At 43.7% G+C, this 19753-nt stretch carries 11 protein-coding genes; 3 read left to right on the top strand and 8 right to left on the bottom strand.

What is annotated here, in order from left to right:
• Positions 1 to 197 precede the first annotated feature (197 nt).
• The 3 genes from F6J90_RS41800 to F6J90_RS41790 all read right to left on the bottom strand — a co-directional run bounded on the left by F6J90_RS41800 (position 198) and on the right by F6J90_RS41790 (position 3147).
• Entirely contained in the window at positions 198 to 1808 is a 1611-nt protein-coding gene (locus tag F6J90_RS41800; RefSeq protein WP_293108367.1) for a serine/threonine-protein kinase, read from the bottom strand.
• Between the two features lie 468 nt (positions 1809 to 2276).
• The gene (locus tag F6J90_RS41795; protein WP_293108364.1) at positions 2277 to 2435 is read right to left on the bottom strand and encodes a hypothetical protein; all 159 of its coding nucleotides are present in this window, start codon (positions 2433 to 2435) and stop codon (positions 2277 to 2279) included.
• 562 nt (positions 2436 to 2997) lie between these two features.
• Positions 2998 to 3147, bottom strand: a complete 150-nt coding sequence (locus F6J90_RS41790; RefSeq protein ID WP_158069500.1) for a hypothetical protein — start codon at positions 3145 to 3147, stop codon at positions 2998 to 3000.
• A 428-nt stretch (positions 3148 to 3575) separates the two neighbouring features.
• On the opposite strand from F6J90_RS41790, the gene F6J90_RS41785 reads away from it, so the two are divergent.
• Positions 3576 to 4952, top strand: a complete 1377-nt coding sequence (locus F6J90_RS41785) for a hypothetical protein (protein ID WP_293108361.1) — start codon at positions 3576 to 3578, stop codon at positions 4950 to 4952.
• A 2145-nt stretch (positions 4953 to 7097) separates the two neighbouring features.
• Positions 7098 to 7634 (top strand): hypothetical protein, encoded by a 537-nt coding sequence (locus F6J90_RS41780; protein WP_293108358.1) that lies wholly within the window; start codon positions 7098 to 7100, stop codon positions 7632 to 7634.
• A gap of 190 nt (positions 7635 to 7824) precedes the next feature.
• Here the strand turns inward: F6J90_RS41780 and F6J90_RS41775 are convergent, their stop codons facing one another.
• The 4 genes from F6J90_RS41775 to F6J90_RS41760 form a co-directional block, all read right to left on the bottom strand.
• Complete coding sequence (locus tag F6J90_RS41775) at positions 7825 to 10983, bottom strand: response regulator (protein WP_293108355.1); 3159 nt, start codon at positions 10981 to 10983, stop codon at positions 7825 to 7827.
• 44 nt (positions 10984 to 11027) lie between these two features.
• Positions 11028 to 14435, bottom strand: a complete 3408-nt coding sequence (locus tag F6J90_RS41770; RefSeq protein WP_293108352.1) for a GAF domain-containing protein — start codon at positions 14433 to 14435, stop codon at positions 11028 to 11030.
• A gap of 150 nt (positions 14436 to 14585) precedes the next feature.
• Positions 14586 to 15119 (bottom strand): chemotaxis protein CheW, encoded by a 534-nt coding sequence (locus F6J90_RS41765; protein ID WP_293064374.1) that lies wholly within the window; start codon positions 15117 to 15119, stop codon positions 14586 to 14588.
• A gap of 237 nt (positions 15120 to 15356) precedes the next feature.
• Complete coding sequence (locus F6J90_RS41760; protein WP_293108349.1) at positions 15357 to 16427, bottom strand: response regulator; 1071 nt, start codon at positions 16425 to 16427, stop codon at positions 15357 to 15359.
• A 1469-nt stretch (positions 16428 to 17896) separates the two neighbouring features.
• Here F6J90_RS41760 and F6J90_RS41755 point away from each other — a divergent pair.
• A complete protein-coding gene (locus F6J90_RS41755; protein ID WP_293108347.1) occupies positions 17897 to 19183 on the top strand; it encodes an alpha-1,2-fucosyltransferase in 1287 nt (428 codons plus the stop codon).
• A gap of 223 nt (positions 19184 to 19406) precedes the next feature.
• Here F6J90_RS41755 and F6J90_RS41750 read toward each other — a convergent pair whose 3' ends face one another.
• Positions 19407 to 19748 (bottom strand): hypothetical protein, encoded by a 342-nt coding sequence (locus F6J90_RS41750; RefSeq protein ID WP_293108344.1) that lies wholly within the window; start codon positions 19746 to 19748, stop codon positions 19407 to 19409.
• Between the last annotated feature and the right edge of the window lie 5 nt (positions 19749 to 19753).

The following is a 19753-nucleotide window of genomic DNA, read 5'->3' as shown; positions in this document are numbered from 1 at the left end:
GGCAAACGCATCTAAAATTAGATTGACAAGTAAGCAAAAATATGGTAAGTAAAAATCTGGTTAAGTTGAGCACCAAATATGAGGCTGGCAAAATCATCGTCTCTATCTAGCCTTAGTTGCTGAATTTCGGTATTGATTGGTTTTTTATTTTGCCTTCAACCTTAAACCTTAAACCTTCAACCTTCAACTTTAAACCTTCAACCTTCTGGACTTGGTGATGAATCACTAGATTTGACATCCAACCAAGCTCGGATTTCTTCAACTAACCAATTCAATTCAGCTTCTGGTAATTGTTCGCCAAAGATGTAGGTTTGGGATTTTTGACCAAAGGGTGATGGTCGTTCTACCTGAGTAGTGATCGCAATCCCCCGATGGTATCTGCCTTGTGCATCCCGATAGGCAGTAATATAAACTTCTTTAATTTGTGAGTTTTCTCCTCGATCCCATTTTTTGCGGCTCAAGGATGCCTTAATAATTTCAAATTTTTTGTTATCAAAACAAATACGAACTGCCTCAGAAAAGTCTTTTTCTGAGTTTAATGATGTTATCCACATCACTAAAAAAATTGGTATTGCTAAAGGCAGTAATGATACTGGAATTGCTAATAATATTACTAATATTTGAAGAATAAGGTGCTTAAATAAATCCAGTAAAATTGCTACAACTACTCCCAACCCAACACCAACTAATATCCGGTGTTGCCTAGACTTTTCTAAGGTCTTGAATCGCTGTAGTGAGTAAGAAAATACCCCCTTTAGCACCCCTCTAGCTTGTTTTAGGGCATGTTTGAAGGGTTTCATCACTATCATTTCCCAGTGGGAGGGGATATCAATGATTAGTTGTTCTGCTGATTTATGAATACGGACAACAGTATCTGGCAGACCAGTTGGGGAGGTGTTGTTTGATGGAACCACTGGGTTAGTGTATAGGGCTTCAGTAGCTTGTATAGCATCACTGAAGCGACGCTCCACAGCTGGTTCTGTAATTTTCTCTAGCCAGGTCACCAAGCCAGGCTCAACAGTAGAACCGAGTAGTTGACGAAATTGAATCCGCAAATTTTCCTGAGGTAACTCAGCAGGTGCCACTCCAGTCAGCAGTTCAATCAAGGTCACCCCTAAGGCATACAAATCAGAAGCAGGCACAGCTTGACCCCCAAACTGTTCCATGGGAGTATAACCATAGGTTCCCACCACTGTAAATGTGGCACCCGCAGTAGTTGGTTGAGCCTGCACTGCTCCAAAATCGATTAAATATACCTGCTCGTCCTCACCCCAAATTAGATTGCTTGGCTTGATATCTCGGTGTAAGACTGGGGGGTTGAGCTGATGTAAGTACTGAAGAATTTCTAAAATATCAGCTGCGATAGTATTTACCTGCTGCTGAGAGAATCTAAACCCTTGAGACTGTTGCTGTTTCAGGGATAGACCGGGGATATACTCCTGAACCAGTCCAAACCATAGGATACTCTCATCGAGGGAAAAATAATCCCGATACTTGGGAATCCGAGGATGATCCAGTTGTTTGAGAACTTGCGCTTCCCGCTCAAATAGTTTCAAATCGTCCCATTGTACGGGACCACCTAAAGCCAAAAGCTTGACTACGACTTGCGTGTCAGACTTCGAATCCTGTGCTAGCCAAGTCTGGCGCACTGGATTGTCATTCAGCTGCTGCTGGAGGTAATAGCGATTTTGGAGGACTTTCCCAGATTCTAGCATAGTGTAGTAGGCGTTGAAGCCAGTTCTTTTACTATAGCTTTTGGTGAATACAACATAGTATAAAGAAGGATCCTTGTGAATAAGAGCAATCAACCATGTCCTGTAGCAGTTACAGAAGTATTGGGGCGGTTGCTAAGAGATTGTTGGTCAAAAAATTCTGATTCCCCTAAATCCCTCTGGTAAGCTATCAGCGTGTCGCGTATCAGCGTGTCGCGTATCAGCTAAAGGCCTGTGGCCACGCTACTTGAGATGCTTAGGTGCGCTCTTACCATTAAGAATTAAATTCGCCACGGGTCGCACCTTTTGAATAAAATAAGCTGACCGCTGAGCGCTGACCGCTGAATGCTTACTCCCTCTGCCTGATTAACCCCCTTCCATCCCCCTTAAAAAAGCAGAGTTGTTTCAAGGGGTGCTAGGAAGGAAATCAAAGACACGAAGCTCTTAGTTTTTAAAATTTGTTTTATACACAGTACAGTCTATATTCAATATAATAGTAATTACATTTTAGGTAATTTTATTTATTGTTTAAATTTAACTTTAAATTATAACGAAGTGAATAATTCAACGTAAGCATTCAGCTATCAGCGTGTCGCGTATCAGCTTATGGGCATAGGGCACGCTACACCGAACAGCTTTTGAATAAGCGATGCAGCGCGGTCTTGGGGAGGCAGCGCGGTCTTGGGGGTTCCCCCCATGAGCGACTGCCGTGGTTTCCCCCATGAGCGACTGCATCAAGACAACAGGTAAGCATTCGTTTAATAGTCACGAAAGTCACAGGTTATAAGCCTATGTCACAAAGCTGACGGCTGACCTCTGACGGCTGAATGCTTACAATTCAACTAGATAAAAATTAAATTATTGCTCCAGCCAAGATTCCTAAATACCTATTTTAATGGATAACGGCAGATGATCAATCATAAGTTTTACCAAAGCTGGCTACTTTTTTGATAATGCACAACATTGAATTAGCTTTAATAAAGCAAGTTTACATTCTGGATTATATATTTCTATAAACAACTCGTCTTGAATATAAGTATGAAAATGATAATTACATAAACATAAATCCCTGGCTTCAAGCTGTAAGTGATTACAATATCGATAAAAAAAATTGGTTATGGTAAAACTAAGTTGATTACAATTTTTACCAATCATGATCTGGAATGTTCAAGTTTTAACTATTTGCCAGAGTAGCTTTTTGGTTAGATTTATCTAACTATAAACTCTGTCAATGAGATGTAGCAACTCTTGTGGAGCATCATCCTTTCCCAGACCGATAACATAGTTATAGTCTCAAGGAGTTTAATTCAGTAGGTGTTGCAATTGCTGTTGTTGTAGTTGCCCAATCCCAGTGGTTGCCCAATCCCAACTTGAACCTTTTCTGTAATCCAGGCAGACTACCACCAGCCTGTGATGGGATAAAGTCTCTCCCCATCCCTGTTTTTGGCGGAACGGTTTTTGAGCTGGTGGAGCTGTTGCTTGAATAGTTCTATCTGTTGCGTTCTATCGGTTGCGGCTGGGCGGAGATTTGTCAATCTAATTAATTTAGATGTGTTTGCCCTGGGGGGAAGGCCAAACACACAACCAACCACCGTCACGGTTATTCAGTTGTTAAGGCGCAAAACCTTGCTACTTGTTCCTAAATGTGATATTTTCCTTCAATGCTTATCGATACTGATTTAAAGCCAGCAAATCGCACACCATTTACCCCAACATAACCTCTGGGGAGTGTTGTAATTTGTTTTTACCTGGTAGTCGGTGTCGCACCGCTATCTTCAATGGCCTAAGACTTGGTTTCTTAGGAACCGATTCTTGTCGGGGTCGAGAAGACAAAAATACTGAAGACAATGTGAAATTATTCTGATGATTACTCAGTCACCACCCAGTAACTGGCGACTCAAGCCAGGTTATCTGAGCTATAGTGGCTCTCAGTTTGAGTCCGTTCACATTCTTTTGGGACGGTTTTTGGCCGATCGCCATTCCTCTAATCCTCTATCGACTGGCTCTTTACTGTCCGACAATCCCAGCTGTGAATGGGGCAAGGGGCAGCCATTCGAAAAAGTGATCGACTCTCCAGAAGCTTTTGCGGCTTTGATAGCAAATCCTCAGTTGTTTCGACATGCGATCGCAATTATTGAACCCTGGAAACATGTGGGCTGTAACCCCCTAGGTGAGGAGGTCCGTGCCTCGGTTAATGTGGCTTATTTGGCGCAAAAACTTGCTGACTGTGATTCAATTCTCTTTCCCTATTGGGCTTCAGGTCCGTTAGATTTAGAGCGACTGATCCCCGTCATCAGCTCAGGATTGGCAATTGTGGTAGAGGGGGGGGATCCATCTGTCCGGAATCCATCTACCTTTGCAGGGGCAAGTTGCTCCCATCAGGATCTTCTCCGTCTATCTGAGCAGATTCTCCTCTCTCGGACTCCTGCAAGCGCACCTGCCATATTTATTTGTTTAGGGCACCAGCTTGCGGCTCAGGCTCACATCAGCCTGATTCGTCGGGCAGTCAGGGAAGTGTTGGCTCTAGATGTTTTGGAGGGGGATGGCAATGGCAAGGCTTTAAGGGCTTTACAACGTGTCTGTCAAGAAATCCAGGCAGTAGGGCAGTCCCTGGTCGTCAAGAAGCGGGATGGCCGTGTGGTGGCAGACAATTGGGAGCATCAGGAGTTTGCGGTGGCTCACAACGAAGCAAAAGAGATTGGTGATCGCCAGCTGCGCCAGTATGAATCCCCTGACCATGAGACCTCCGGTGTTCCTGAGGCAGTGATTGTTGCCCATGAGATTACCGCTGATGAGCACGAAGGGGTGATTGATACGTCGATTGCCTATGAGCATGAACTCAACATTGCCATGTTTCATTCGGACGAGGTCAACGAAGAGGCAATCTTATTTGCAAACTGGGCGTATCGGTTAATTCATGATGCTCTCATTCCCAGCCGTCACATTATAGCGAATAGTGCTTTGTCTTGGCTGATCCAGCTCCCTGATGCTGTTGAAATTTTGTGCTCGACGGCGGATGATGATGATCAGGTTTTGACAGAGTGTTCTGGGACTTGCATCAATTACAGAGATTTTGAAAGTAAAACCGTTCGGCGATCGTTTACCTGTCAGTTTCATCCCGAATTGCTGGCAGATCTGCGGGTGGTGGGCTTGCGGCAGCCCCCCTCCTATGAAGAGCTGAAGCAGGATGATGGGGTACGGCTATTTGCACGTTTGTTGTATGCCGGGATGCAGGAATAGCGATCGCAATTTCACAGGCAGACAGCTCTTGCTTGAATAGTTCTATCTGTTGCGTTCTATCGGTTGTGGCTGGGGGGAGATTTGTTTTTGCTGTGGTTCAATCAGTGAGCTAGTTGAGGCGGTATAGCGTAGAGCTTCTTTTGATAGTGGCTAAAACTAACATGAACCAGGTAACGGTACCTGGTTCATGGTTATACTTATTCAACAAAATATCTAGCTAGGGTTTACAGATTCTTACAGCCGAAGCTCAATAAAAAATTATATTCCTCCATTACTTACTTTCCTGAGTGGTTTGGCTTTTGATGTTTTAACAGTTTGGTTAGCCAAAGACGCTGAACAAAGATGCTTCAGATCATGACCACTAGCGAGTTAAAACACCCCGGTGCGCTTGACCTAGGTGAATTAAATTCGCCACGGGTCGCACCGCTACCAATTAGCGCTAGACATGGTTTTAGTGGTCTAGGGTAGGTGGTAATTAAACTCAATTACTCCCATTCATGCTGATTTAACGCCTACCGATACTTTTTAGCTACCAGAATCTACCAAGGCAGATCCTAGCCCGCCAATGCAAGATGCAATCGCATCCAGGGGGTATCTCCCAAAGCTCTGACGGAATATCCCGCGAGCGCCATAAAAATGTCAAAAAAGTTATAACACCGGGATAGAGAGCGCAACTATTAAACCCTTGGTTTTCGGCTTTAATTTAAGTTACATAATAATCCCTGTCGGTGTTACCCTAATTTAAGTCTAACAAATAATAAGAGTTTTTGGTAGACTCTGCGACATTTTCTCTAGCTGTTTACTAACCTTACCCTACATGTCTTGTTAATCTCTACGACTAAGTTTCTAGGGCTGTAAGTTCTTCAGGACAGGAGGCACAGTCCTGAATTCCGATTGGTTTGTGTGCCTATGATTAATGTATCAACTTGGCTGAACTTTTGGTAGACTCTGTTCAGAGAAATTTGCTTAACTTAAACTTTGTTTAAAAAGCCTATGAATTCGTAACGTTCGACAAATCCTATAGGACTTACGGCGCAAACCCGGTTATTGAGGGTAATTACACCGATTTCAGCCTTTGACTGATAAGAGAAACCGGGTTTTAAGGGTCTTGGTGTATAAGTTCTGTACTAATTATTGATTCGAGAATATTCCACCCTCAGTAACTCTTCCCGAATCTAATTTGATCATGGGTATAGGGATAAATGGGTAAATTAGGGCATGGGATGATATAGATTTTCGTTTGATTCATATGTTCAGCATTTTGTTAGCTGTCCGGCAAAATTCATCCCACACCTAATGCGTAGCATTAGGTGTGGGATGAATTTTGCACAGGGTATGTATAGAATTGCTATAATATATGTCCTGATAAACAAAGCCGAAAATGCTGGTTTGTCATCCACTTACGTGGCTAAAAAATACAACTTATTGTATTGTTCCGGTGCGGAGGGGCATCCCGTGTCGTTAATAAAGCTTACCGAGTATCCGAAGTGATGGCTGGAGTTGGTAAGAAGCCCACACTGTAATCTTCGATTCAGTGTGGGAGTATGTCACCTTGTATTAGTTGACCAACGCTCTAAGGGAAAATCTGTCCAAATTTGATTAAACTTTCTCATCACCTGTCCTAGGTAGTGCCAATCGCTAACTGGAAGTGGAAGGCACAGCCATTTGGCAAAATTAAGCTGAGGGGTGACACCCCTCATTAAATCTGCTATATTGTGATTATTGTAGATGCACCCTGATGATCAAGAGAGCTTGAAGACAGCTCTCTTATTTTTTTTTGGGGAAAGGGATCGATACAGGATATCTCAAAAGCCGTGTGTACTCATTCAAAAACAACGCAAAACAAATAACGCAAAATAAACAACACAAAATAAACAACGCAAAATAAACAACGCAAAACTAGCGAATGCGATTGACCTTTGGTCACGCTTCGCGATTAGCCCGAAGGGCTACGCTACGCGAACGCATACTCTGTATATATCTGTATATCTAATCAGGGATGAGAGGATGGGGGGTGAGTTTTCTGATTCCTCCACCCCTGCTCTAGGTGACATTCATCCTCTTGCGTAAAAAGGAAAGACTTGGGTGATAACTATATAGGTGCATCCCAGATTGACTTGAGCAAGTTGTGATGAGGAAATAAACATGAAAAAAGCACTATTAATCGGAGCGTTATTGGCCCAGACTACAACATTTGGTGCGAGTAAAGCCCTGGCTCAGGTTCCTGATTGGGTGATGGATGGAGCAGGATGTGTTCCCATTGATTCTGCTATACAACAAGACCTTTATCTGATCACGGCGGGACGGATTAAGTTCAAACCAGAAAAAACCGGTTCAATTACTGTCATTTGTCCAGTGTCTGTTAATGTTAAAAGTGCCAACAACATTAGTGTTTCCTACCGTGATTCGACGGGAAGAAGTACGAATGCTCGTGTCACAGCAGCACTACGACGGATTAGAAAGCGTGATGGTGCTGTTAATACTGTCTCTGGATTAGTTTTTAATTCGGATACCAGAAGCGAAACTGCTTATACCTTCGAGGGAAGTTCAACCAGTAGTGAATCAGGTCATACCTTTGACCATTTCAATTACTACTACTATGTGCAGACTTCCCTGGTTCGGAGAAGCTCAAGCAATATCGTCGAGTTTGGCGGAGTTGAGCTAAGAAGAGTTATTTTTTAAGTCTGATCTCAATAGCACCCTCGTTAACGCTGAAACTTTGACGAAATAAGCGATGGAGTCGAGTCCGGTTAATCACTTCGTCTTTAGGTAAATCGTTAATTATTAATCGTTAATTATTAATCGTTAATTGTTAATTGACGAACAACTAAAAATGATAAGTAGTCAACCGGACATGATCTTACCAGCAATATTAAATCAATACGTCTTCTACCATAATTTCATTTAAAGTTTTCAATAACTCCCGCTCATTGTAAGGCTTAGAAAAATAGGCAGATGCGCCTAAAGTCATGGCTAGTTGACGATGCTTAGAGCCACTCCGGGAGGTGAGCATAATAATGGGTAAGGTCTTTAAGCTCGGCTCTCCTTTGACCCGAGTTAAAAAGCCGTAGCCATCCAGCCGGGGCATTTCGATGTCACAAATAATGGCTTTCACCTCTAATCCCCGAAGCAGTTTTTCTATCCCATCCTGACCATCTTTGGCGTGTTCTACAATATACCCAGCTTTTTCTAACCCCAATGCCAACATCCGGCGCACGTTAATCGAGTCATCAATGATTAAGATGGTGTCTTTGGTACTTGGTTGTATACCGATTGAGGGAGGTTGTTGCTCCACAAATCCCTTTGAGGTGGGGCAATGTTGTGGGGATAAACTCTCTAGGTTAGTGGTGCGCTGACAACTGATTATCCAGCGTACCATGGCGTTGGCGTCTACCAGAGGAACCACTCGACCGTTACCGAGAATGGTACAGCCACTAAATCCATCAGGTAACCCTAGGGTTCCTTCTACTTGACGCACGGTGACTTCTCGCTCTCCCCAGGAGCGGTCTACACACAGGCCGATTAATTGCTCGGCTTGATTGATAATTAGAATAGTAGGTTCGTTGATGCTCGGGGTTTCTTCTAGGGTGGTGACCCGACGGCGACAGTAAAATTTCAGCCACTTTTTCAGGCGAATCAGGGACACCATTTTTCCTTGCCAGTTGATGACTTCGTTGCCTAGGGTGGTTAAGATTTGCTGGGATTTGAGCATCAGCATCTCTTGAATCACATCGATGGGAAATGCCAAGAGCATGCCGTTACTTTCCACTAGCAGGATGCGTGCTACCGATAGGGTAAAGGGGACGGTGAGGGTAAAGGTGGTTCCCCAACCGGGTTGGGTATCGACTCGGATATTCCCCCGGATTTGCTTGAGGTTGTTGCGCACTACATCCATCCCCACACCACGACCAGATAGGTCGGTGACTTGATCAGCCGTACTAAATCCGGGTTCAAAAATCAGAGACAGCAATTCCTGGTCACTGGCGCTGGCGAGCAGCTCCTGGTCTAATCCCATTTCCTCTGCTCTGGCTCGGATTTTACTTAAATTAATGCCTTTGCCATCATCACGGAGGGTAAGCTGGGTCTGGTTCCCCCTGTGGATGGCTTTGATTTCAATAGTTCCCTTTGGCGGTTTCCCCATAGCCTGACGGGTGCTAGGGTCTTCAATGCCATGGTCGAAGGCATTGCGCAATAAATGCATTAGGGGGTCACTCAGGGTTTCCAGGATGGTGCGGTCAATCAGAGTACCTTTCCCCACTACCTTGAGTTCTACTTGTTTGCCATGCTCCACACACAAGTCCCGCAAAGCTCGGGAAAATCGTCCCACTAAATCAGATAAGGGACGCATCCGAACCTGAGTCAGATTGGTTTGCAGCTGCTTGGCGGTTTTGTTTAATTCATGGGCAATGCTATCAGTATCGTCTAGGGTCAATTCCAAGTCGCTGGTGACTTCTTCGATTTGAACAATGGTTTCCATTACCTCCCTTGATAGCAGGTGTAAGTCGCTGTAGGAATCCATCTCTAAGGCATCAAACCCTTGAACAGTAATAGCTAGGGAAGCAGGGGAAGCAGGGGAAGCAGAGGAAGCGTCAGAAGCGGCGGGAGAAGATACGAAAGATGGCAGGAAAAGTCCCTCGGATTTGCTGGTTTCCCCATCCCCCTGTCTTCCTGCCATTCCTCTTGGGGTGGCAATCTGGTCATAAGATGTGCGCAGCTTGTGATTGGAGGCTTCGAGAATCTTGACCCGGCGGCTAAGGTTGTCTACTAGGGTGCGAAGTCGTCCCAGTTGCAGGGAAAGACCATTGCGCTCGATAGTCAGTTCTCCAAACAAGTCATTGAGTCGATCCAACTGTCGCACAGGAATGCGCACAGTATTTTCCTGGTGTGGGTCTTTTGAGGAGTCTTCCTGATTGTTCTCCCTCACGAAGATGGGTTCAGGGGAAGGGGGGGAAGACAAGGGAGGGGGAGAAGACAAGGGAGAGGGGGAAGAAATCTTGGGATTCCTATCCACCCATTGAAATACCTTTACTTCCCCTTGGTCTGGCTGGTCTGGCTGGTCTGGCTGGTCTGGCTGGTCTGGCTGGTCTGGCTGGTCTGGCTGGTCTGGCTGGTCTGGCTGGTCTGGCTGGTCTGGCTGGTCTGGCTGGTATGCCTCATCCCCTTGTCCGAGTAGTTCTGGCTGATCGGTTTCCAATTCCCCAACTAATATAGCTTCCTCTGCTACCCCTGGGTCTGTAACTCCTCCTTCATTCTCCTGAAATTCCCTAGCTTCGAGGCGGCGGGGTAAATGAGTCAGTTGACCCACCAGTACCAACGCCTGGGATTGCCGCCACAGCATTAGAGCTTGTTGGGCGATCGCTTCCACTTGGTCTGGGGCAGCTTCTAGCTGGTGATTGATGTCTTCGCACAACTGGCTAAAAGCCTCAAGCTGCAGCATTTCTCCTAACCCGCCTAATTCTTGAGCCATGATGGACACTTCTTCTAGCAAGCAGGGCTTTTCGGGGTCTGCTAACACCCCTTCTAGGCGAGCTAGACACCCTTCCACTTCTGTTTCAAACAGCATGGCAGTCACATTAGTGCCATCCTCTGCTCCTAGCATAGTGGTAGCATCATCTGCGACCGGGTCCCCTAGAATCTCGTGCAGTTGATCAAATACTGGGTTAGCTATGGTTTCTAGCCACTGGGAGTCTACCCGATTGCCCTGGCGGTTGATCTCGAGTACCTGGCGCAGACAGTCTACCCCCTGTAGGAGTAGACTTTCGAGTTGGTTTTCGATTGCGATCGCATTTTTCTTAGCCTTGAGAACTTTAAATGAATCCTCTAAACGGTGAGCTAGGTGACTCAAGGTGCCATATCCCATCATCCCAGCTCCCCCTTTGACAGAATGAACCGCTCGCAGAATCCCATCCATTTTCTGACTATCAATGGGAGCGCTGGCTAAACCCAGCAGCACCGATTCAATGGTATCTAAGTATTCCTTTGCCTCTTCGAGAAACTGTAGCTGAATTTCCAGTTCTTTGTCCTGTGACATGTGTAGTGGTTAGTGGTTAGTGGTTAGTGGTTAGTGGTTAGTGGTTAGTGGTCATTTTTCTGATCAACTTTAAACTTGCCAACCGATGTTTGTAATTCTTCAGCAATACTGACAGTGTCTTGGAGGGAGTGGGAGATATGTTCTGTTGACTGGTAAGTGCGTTCTGAGATTTGGGCAATGTCTTTCATTACGTTGGTCACAGCGCTTGAGGTTTCCGCTTGGGAAACGGTAGCTTGGAATATGGATTGAATGAATTGGTCGATTTGGGTGGAGACGTTGAGGATTTGACGAAAACTGTCTTTGGCTTCTTGAACTAGATAGGTGCCTTCGACCACTTGGGTAGTCCCCAGTTCCATGGCTTCCACCACTTCGGAGGTGCCTTGTTGGATGTTGTCTACAATTTGTTCAATTTCTTTGGTGGCCGTCGCAGCGCGAGCAGCGAGTTCTCCAACTTCTTCGGCCACCACTGCAAATCCTTGCCCGTCTTCCCCAGCCCGGGCGGCTTCTATGCCAGCGTTGATCGACAATAGGTTGGTTTGCAGGGCAATTTGGTTAATAAATGCCACCACTTGGGAAATTTGCTGGGAGGATTCCCCGAGGCGCTTGACTTTTTTGGCAGTTTCTGCTATAGTATCTCTCAAGATTAGGATACTGGCAACAGAGCGCTCAATAGCGTGGGTGCCGCTTTGGGCGGTATTGGCAGCGGTATGGGCGACAGCAGCGGCTTGGCGGGCATTAAAGGCTACCTCTTGAATAGAACCAGTCATTTGAGCCACAGAATCTAGGGTGTCGGTGATTTCCTGGGTTTGTTGGAGTGCGGCTTCAGACAGTTGATGAATAGCTCCGGCATTTTCCCCAACGGACTGGTGTACCTCAGTCGCAGCAGTTTTGACTTGGGTAACAATCCTTCTTAGACTTTCGATGACGGCATTGAAGAAATCAGCCACAGTGCCAATTTCTCCACTGAGGATCTCAGCCCTTACCGTGAGGTCACCTTGGGCAGCTCCTTCCACTTTATTAACCAGTTCTAACAGTTGCAACTGTAGGGCTTCCCGTTGTTGCTGTTGTTCCTGGGAAACTACTTCCGCAGCAATGCGGGCTTGTTTGAGCTGGTCCACTAGCTTGGCTTGCTCAAGGGCAAAGCCCAATTGAATCGCCATCTGCCTGAAAAAGTTGATGTCTGATTCTTGCCAATGCCGGGTACCGGAACACTGATGGGCGACCAACAGTCCCAGTAATTTGTCCTCCCCTAAGATGGGGGCGACTAGGTTAGCTTTGACTTTAAACGGTTCAAGTTGACCCAAGTAACACTCACTCAAGTCTGCCTGGTAAATGTTATCCAAGGCACTAACTCTACCCTGCTGATACTTTTCCACATATTGGTGGGCAAAGCAGGGGTCAGCAATTTCTGCTCCTAGGGATTTCGGCCAGCCATGACCCACGGATTCGGCGACAATGGTTCCTTGCCAATTTTCGTCAAACAGATAGACTAGGACTCGGTCGGTTTTCAGAGCTTCTCGGATGCCACTGATGGCTGACTGGTAGATTTCCTCGACTGTGAAGGATTTCCGGATACGGGAGGTAATCTCAATGACTTGCCCAGCTCGGTCGGCTTCGGCGGTCTTCACTGTGGCGAGACTGGCACTGCTTAAGGCTAGTCCTAAGTGGGTGGCTAATTCCTGTATAAAGTCAATCTCATCGGTGCGCCATACCCGAGTCCTAGAACACTGATGGGCTACCAATAAGCCAATTAGATTATCCACCCCCACAATCGGGACGACCAGGTTTGCCTTGACTTGCAGTCGGTTCAACAACTGGATATGGCCCGAGGAATATTTCTCTGCTTGGACATCACTGGTGGGCACAACCCTTCCCTTGCGATAGGCTTCCAGCAATTTTCTGGGAATACAAGCATCGGTGATTTCGTTGGCGATTGCTTTTGGCCAACGGGAGTCTACCGCTTCAGCCACAATGGTTCCCCGATAGCCTGGGTCAAAGCAATAGATCACCACCCGGTCGGCGGCTAACTTTTCCTTAGCAGCATTCACCACTAAATCAAAGGCATGGGCTTTCTGATCAGGTTTGGCAGCATGGGTGACAAGATCAGCAAATAACCGAGCCTTGTCTAGGGAAGCTTGTTGGTTAGCAACTAGGGTCTGTAGCTGAGATGCCATGCGGTTGATATTTGACCCAAGTACCGCCAGCTCATCGGTTCCCGCCAGCTCCAAACGGGTATCCAGTTGCCCTTCCCCAAGGGCTTTCACTGCGTTGCTAGCTGCTAGCAGGGGACTGGTCAACCGGTTAGCTAGATAGACAGCTACTGCCGCAACTAATAAGGTGGTCAGGAAGGTTCCCAGGGTCAGGGTGAGGAGTAATTGCCGCTGGGGCAGAAATGCGATCGCATCTGGGGTGGCCATGACTGCTACCCAGGGAAGGTTGGGTAAGTTGTTGATTTTACGAAAGGGGGTATAGGCTAGCAGATCCTGATGCTTTTTGACCCGATCAGACGTGACGAGACTATCAGGTTTGTCAGCAGTTTGCAGTTCCTTGGCGTCCGGGAATACCTTGGTTAGGGGCTGATTAACGATATTGCTTTGGTTGGAGAGAAAAATTTTACCGTTGGTGGTATTGATTAAGTAAAGTTCTTCGCGATCGCTGCCCATCAGGTTGATCGAATCTTGAAGGTATTGGATGGGCATCCGGGATTGGATAACTGCGACCAGCTTTTTTGTATTTTGGTCAAGTACCGGTGCAGCTAAGTAAAGGGATAACTGACCAGACGCATCCGAGTGTATCGGTTGACTAATCGCCGGTTGTTTGGTCTTGATCACCTGCTCAAAATAAGACCGGGAGCTGGGATTATCTACAGGAGTCTGATTAGATTTGGCAATGACTTTGCCGGTTAAGTCGAAAACAGCTATACTGTCGTAGACCTGGTAAATGTCTAGGTAGCGGTTTAATAATAGGGCTTGCCTTTCCGAAAGGGAGGTGGTCTGCTGTTTCCTGGAATTAGTAAAAACTGGGAGCGTAGCTAGAAATCGAATATCGGCATAGCGGTCTTGTATGAAGCCCTTGAGGTTGTCTTCTAGGCTAACTACCCTAGCAATGTTGTTTTGGGAAATTTCTTGGGTAATCGATTGGTTGGCTAAGTGATAGGCAATAGAGCCAATCAGCAGCACAGGAATAGTGCCTAGGGTGATGAATAATGATGTTACTTTAGTTTTTAAGCTGAGTTTAAGACCCCCAGAGCTTTTGGAACTGCTAGGTGGTTCAGTGGAGCCTATAAGCTCAACCCCATCCTGATCGGAGTTTTGGGTTGGTTCTGTGCTAGTCACATTTATAACTGAGTCCAATTCGGCATGGTGACGATACCTGTCTTTGGTTACCCCTTGACTAGTTAAATCCTTATTAATTTCATTATTATATATTGATTTATCAAATTGTTTCACCATAAAAAAGCACCATTACCTGGCTACTAACTTAGTTTTTATAAAAGCATTGATATATCTATTATCTTAAAAAAAAGTATCGTTTGAGGGTAGTTTTAAATTAACAATCAACAATTCCCAGCTGGCATTGAGCTTAAGTCAATTCCCGTTAAATTAGGTGTTGTGTAAAAGAGATGAAGCCATAATTGCCAAACCATCTAGTACTAACAAAATTTCTTGCTCTTGCAAAGCGCATCCCCGTAAGTAGGGAACCAAACCCGATGACACTTGTCCCAGTGGAGATTGAATACAATCGGGTGTGAGTCGCAACACCCCTTCAATGCTTTGGACTGCAACCCCTAAAGACGCTGACTGATTACGGAGCGTCACTATGTTGTACTGTTGAACATTAGTTTCTACGGTCGGTAAACCTAGCATTTGAGCTAGATCAATTACCCACAAAACACGAGAACGCCGATTCATCAACCCCTGTACGTACAGGGGCATATTTGGCATGGGGGTCAGACGCTCTTGGGGCAAGACTAGAACTTCCTGGGCTTGATGCATAGATATAACCGCAGGGGTTTGTTCATTTAACAAAAATTTAAGATAAGCATCCCCGATATTATTGTGTTCTTCAGATGGTTTGGTTATACTAGCTAACTGAGACCAGGTCTGGGGGGTATGGGCTAGTGCTGACGTATTCATTAATTCACAAGTAAACCTATGTTAGGAGACCGATCATTGGTGAGTTGATATATAATTGCTGAGTTTGCCAAGATATTGGTTAGGTAAACTCTAACCAATAGACTAACCTATAAACTATAATAGTAACCTATAACAGAGGGATATTTTTTTATAAAACCAGCCTAAATGTCTGAATAAATCAACACCGAATTCAGCTTTTTATCTTTCATAGATATAAAGTAGATAGTTACCCAATGATTAGTTGAGATGTTTAAACACTATCTTGAGGAGATCGGATTGGTTAAACGGTTTAGTCAAGTAACCAGATGCTCCAACAAGTTTAGCCTTAGCTCGGTCTAGAAAACCAGTATTGCCAGTTACCATAATAATGGGGGTATGTTTAAAAAGTGAATGCTTTCGTAACAGAGAACATAGCTCATAACCATCTAAGTTTGGCATGGCAACATCGAGCAAAATTAGGTCAGGCTTAATGCGGATAACTTGCATTAATGCCCTAACTGGGTCATTAATCATGACAACAGAGAAACTTTTATCTTCCAAGAAGGAGTTAATGGCATTTAAAACACTTGTACTATCATCAATGCAAGCAATCTTGTAAGTTTTACTGGTAGACGTTGGTTGTTGATTAACCGAGGTATGATGCTGAAATCTCTGCTCTAATGGAGCCGAGTTATTTAGAGAGGATTCGTGAATTGAGTTCAATGGTGTAGAATTTCCGATTGGGACTACAGAATGAGAGCTATAGGGATTATTCACTGGCTTTGATTGAGAAGAGGGCTGATGTTGTAACTGTTCGTAACAGTGTTCAACAATTGTGCGAAGGTCAAGCCTACAAAATTTAGGCAAATCCTCAGATGGATTAGTGTCCAGTAATTGGTAGGTTCCTTCTTTTTCTGACAGCAGAGAACCGATTACGTCTTCAGCCAATTCTTCGATCAGACTTGCTGCCTGAACGGAATTCAGATAATTTTGATTGACCAACCAACAAATTGCTTGGTAATCTGAAGGATAACTTGAATCACTGTTTAAGTTGGCTTCAAAGATCAGACGAACCTGAACCCGAACCGCACTAACAAGGGTAGGAATTCTACGACTTAGACGAGATAAGTAATGGTCTAGGCGATCAAAGGGGTTGATCGAGTTTGAGGCATAGATTAATTTACCATTTTCTAGATAGATTGACCAAGAAACTGAACCACTAGATACTTGTAAACATCCATTGGCATGGCGACTGGATAATTGAGCCAATAAGGAAAGGGGGTTTAGTTTTTTATCATGCCTGTAGCTATTGATGTAGGTGGAGTTCATTTTTCTCTAATCCGCTGTAAATCAATTGATGAAAAAAATCAATACTAATGATTGATTTGCTTGGCTTAATAGTTAGCTACATCCTAGCTAAGGTATATTCCGGAAAGTTTTCTTGAAGTGAAATTATTTTTTTAACTAAAAATCGATTTTCTAAACAAATAACAGCCATACCCAAACTCAAACTGTACAATAGGTCATGGGACTAGTAAAGATTACCTAATCAACTTAGGTAGTAGCTGCTTCCCTGAATTGGATATCTCAGAAATGAATGGGAGCTGAGATTCAAAAATTAAACGGTTTTAAGTTATTTGAAAAAAAATGAGGGGTCGATTCTCATTTGCATTGCACCATGACATCCAAGAGTGAAGGGTAACTATAGTCAGCTTGCATACACCCTCTAGGGACAGAAAAACTTTCCCAACACTAGATTTACCAAAAATTCACTCGTTGTCCATTATCTTAACAAGCTTGTCTATCATCTGTGTAAAGCTCAGATAAATAGTTGTCATAATGGATGAAGTTAGTGTAATTACTGAGTGACTATTTAGTGGCTGGGAGAGAATATTACCCAACAATGGGTCATGGTAAAAGTCTCGTAATTTATCATGATAGTCGGAAGTACTGCCCTAATCAATAAGAAGCTTAGCTAAAATCCCTTGAAGATTTGGCTAATGACATTAACGACAAGTTAGTTAATATAACCAAAATTGCACTTGTCAATATCCTTATTTTAAAGTTATAATTCATGGAGCTTAAATAAGCTGTTACACACTTAACTTGCACAGAGAAGTTGGACTAGCCTACGGCAAGTCGAAGAAAGCGTCTACGTTTATATAGCTCCTATATAACCCTACTATGCACGGGTTTGGGGGGCTAGTGCAACATATGAGGTATATTAGTATACTAATATAGTAATTACTTTGTGTGATTGCCAGCAAAGAAGTGCTTTCCATCAGCAGGGTGATTTGCTCAAGACGTTTCCCGCTCTACAGGGAGACCCAAAAAAATAGTTAGGTTAAATAAGACGTTATTTCCGCAGTCTACCCTGGGAGGAATTGTCCCCCATTATAGGAATAACGTTAGGAATAAACTCGTCTGGATGCTAGCTACCGTTAACAATTAACAATCAGCGCTAGGAATGCTGCGGAATCAGTTCCTAAGCCATATTTTGTCATTTTATCGATTGGTTACACAAGTATCGGGAGCTATTCATCCCTTAAAAAGCAAGTTTAGGTCTGATGTTTGTCTATTATTATTCTCAACAGAGCAGGAAGTACGACAAAAGCGATGCATCGCTACTGCCTCCTGCCTACTGCCTGCTCCCTAAAACCCAGGACTTTCTACCTCACCGAATTGATAACTGCTATCAATATACTTAAGCTTCGAAAAACACTTCTACCCTATTCCCTATTTTAGAATAAACACTTATTCAACAAAACCATCAGATAATTATTAAAAGGAATAATTTTATGTCTAATCATGATCATTCATCAGAAACAATAGCAAATACCAATTACAATTTCCAGAGTGATATAGAGAGAATATTTAGAATTTTGGACGGTTTTAAACAAGAAGCTGAAGACACTAAATCCTGCTTAGTTAACGAAGATGCAGGTGATGTTCAGCCAGTATTAACCATGTCGTCTATTGGACAATTTGGTCGTTTTGGCAATCAGCTTTTTCAATATGCTTCCTTGAAAATCTGTGCAGAAAAGAGTGGAGCCAAAGTAGAATGTCCTGCTTGGATTGGTCAGACTATTTTTGGACATAACGATGCACCCATTTCCAAGCGCTTACCTCCTGCAATTGATCGTGGAAATCTGACAAAAATGATATTTAAGGTAATTCCCGAATTAATTCCTTACTTGGAAAAACTAGCAAATTCAAAGAGCTCCATGGTTGGTTCAGAAGTTTTAGAAATAGGTTTAGCTAATTTAGATCTTTGGGGTATTTTTAACTTCCATACTCGATGCCTAAAACCTCATCAGCAATATTTTCGCTCCTTGTTTCAACCCGTAATCGATCTTAAAGCTCCTTTAGAGGATGGGTTAAAAAGTCTTCGCTCCAAAGGCAAAACAATCGTTGGTATTCACATTCGACGAGGGGATTTCATAAAAGAACCACGAGCCGGTTTCACATTGGTGTTTCCTACAAAATGGTATTGTGAATGGCTCGAAGGGATATGGAAAGAATTGGAAGATCCAGTTCTTTTGCTATGCAGTGACGATCTCGATAGTATAATTCATGACTTTGATAAATTTTCTCCCGTGACTACAGGCGACTTAAAAATTCGGTTGCCAGAAAGGATGAAAGAATTAGACTTAGACTTCTATATCGATTTCTTTATGTTGAGTCAATGTGATGTAGTTTGTACCAGTAATAGCACTTTCAGCTTCGTTGCTTGTATGCTTAACGATCGTGCCAAGATGTTTGTCCGTCCACATTGGGATTTCTCCACAAAGTTTAAGGCATTCGATCCTTGGGATAGTGAACCAGTTTTATTGATAGGAAATAAACAGCAAAAATTGCACAAAAGTTTAGCTGATATTATGTATGTTACGTACTCTACCCAAGGCATTTTGGTGATGCTCAAGTCGATATTCATCTACTTACCTAAAATCCTGATCAGAGGATGGGCAATCCGAGTTTATCTTAGTTACCAAATTCAAAGCATCATTGGTGTAGTTAAAACTTTATTGTCTATATTAAGTTGGCGTTCTGCTTGGAAGGGGTTATATCAGAGGATTTACGGATGAAAAGAGCAGCATAAAAGCATCTTCTCAATAAACAGGGTATAGTTCTTAATAAAATTTGCCTTGTGTTGATGCAAAGCGCGAGTGGGGGTTTCCCCCAATACCAACCTGCATCGCTGTTTTGCTTGTTAACAATGCAGTTTACACATATAGTGTGTTTTTAATTAAAAACACACTATATATAGTAATCATAAAATTATAGCTTCGGAAGTATAGTTTAGGACCTTTAAGGATGACAATACAGGTCTAACTGTTGCTGTAATTGGGATAGAGCCTTCAAGCCTCGCTGAAAATAGAGATATTTATTAGGTTTGAGACTCATTAAAGTGTTGGTAAGTTCAGACCATAAAGTCATGGCATTAACCCAGGCATAAGTCAATAGTCCGATCTTAAAATGACTATGGTGTGGATCAAGTTGTTGCTGATTTTTATGAGTAGTAGTAACATAAAGAGAAAGGGAAGTATATTCTAATGAATATCCCATAAAGGTAGAGAGAGTATAAGCAAAGGCAATGACCAGAACAAGAGCAAGTAAACGAGTAGAGTTGACCCGAGTTTGTTCGCGCATTATAG

Source organism: Moorena sp. SIOASIH (assembly GCF_010671925.1).
Classification (GTDB): Bacteria; Cyanobacteriota; Cyanobacteriia; order Cyanobacteriales; family Coleofasciculaceae; genus Moorena.
The sequence above is the reverse complement of the archived record's forward strand: the minus strand, read 5'-3'. Positions and strand labels throughout refer to the sequence as shown.